Below are 1,359 nucleotides of genomic sequence, written 5' to 3' on the forward strand. Positions count from 1 at the left end.
CCTCCTGCGAGGTGGCGGGGCGTCGTCGTGCCTCCGGGTCGGTCAGGCGCTCGTCACCGTGAGGGCGACGTTGTGCCCGCCGAAGCCGAACGAGTTGTTGAGCGCGACGATGTCGCCGTCGGGCAGCTTCTCCGGGGTGGCACGCACCAGCGGCACCTGGAGCTCGGGGTCCGGGTTCGCCACGTTGATCGTGGGCGGGGCGAGGCGCTCGTGCACCGCCTTGACGGTGAAGAGCGTCTCCAGGGCGCCGGCTCCGCCCAGCAGGTGGCCGGTCATGGACTTGGTCGCCGACAGGCGCACGTGGTCGGCCTCGCCGCCCATGAGGGTGCGGATCGACGCGGTCTCAGTGAGGTCGCCGACCTTGGTGGAGGTGGCGTGCGCGTTGACGTGCACGACGTCGCGGGAGGTGACGCCCGCGTCCTCGAGCGACCGGCGCATCGCAGAGACCTGGCCGGTGCCCTCGGGGTCCGGGGAGGTGATGTGGTAGGCGTCGGCGGACAGCCCGACGCCGGCGATCCCCGCGTAGACGCGGGCGCCGCGGGCGGCCGCGTGCTCGGCGCTCTCCAGCACGACGATGGCGGCGCCCTCGCCGATGACGAAGCCGTCGCGGTCGACGTCGTACGGGCGCGAGGCGCCCTGCGGGTCGTCGTTGCGCAGCGACAGCGTGCGGGACGCGGCGAAGGCCGCGATCGGCATCGGGTGGATCGTCGCCTCGGTGCCGCCGCACACGACCACGTCGGCCCGGCCGGCGCGGATCATGTCGACGCCGTAGCCGATCGCCTCGGCGCCCGACGCGCAGGCGGACACGAGGGCGTGGGCGCCGGCCTTGGCGCCGAGCTCGAGCGACACGTAGGCCGCGGGGGAGTTCGGCATGAGCATCGGGACGGTCATCGGGAGCATCCGGCGGGCGCCGCGCTCCTTGAGGGTGTCCCAGCCGTCCAGCGTGGTCCAGATGCCGCCGATGCCGGAGGAGACCACGGCGCCGAGCCGCTCGCCGTCGACCTCGGGGGCGCCGGCGTCCTGCCAGGCCTCGCGGGCGGCGACCATCGCGTACTGCGTGGACGGGTCCATGCGCTTGGTCTCGGGCCGCGAGAGGACCTGGTCGGGAGTGACCTTGAGGGTGGCGGCGAAGGTGACGGGGATCCCGTACCTCTCCGCCCAGTCGTTGTCGAGGGTGCGCGCGCCCGACTCTCCCGCGAGGGCGGCAGCCCAGGTGCTGGGGGCGTCGCCACCGAGCGGGGTGGTGGCTCCGAGGCCGGTGACGACGACGTCGCGCGAGGCGGGTGCGGCAGTCATGGGTGGGTCACTCCTGAGGTGAGAGCGGGTACGGGTGGTTCAGGTTGCCGGGCGGGCCGGGGT

General features: G+C 74.0%; 1 protein-coding gene. It reads right to left on the reverse strand.

Translation table 11 applies throughout. From position 1 onward, the window contains the following. Positions 1–42: 42 nt before the first annotated feature. Positions 43–1,296: a beta-ketoacyl-[acyl-carrier-protein] synthase family protein gene (locus ACFUVW_RS20845; RefSeq protein ID WP_430573200.1), complete on the reverse strand. Its 1,254-nt coding sequence runs from the start codon at positions 1,294–1,296 to the stop codon at positions 43–45. Positions 1,297–1,359: the final 63 nt, after the last annotated feature.

Source organism: Isoptericola sp. NPDC057391 (assembly GCF_042668085.1).
Lineage (GTDB): Bacteria > Actinomycetota > Actinomycetes > Actinomycetales > Cellulomonadaceae > Isoptericola.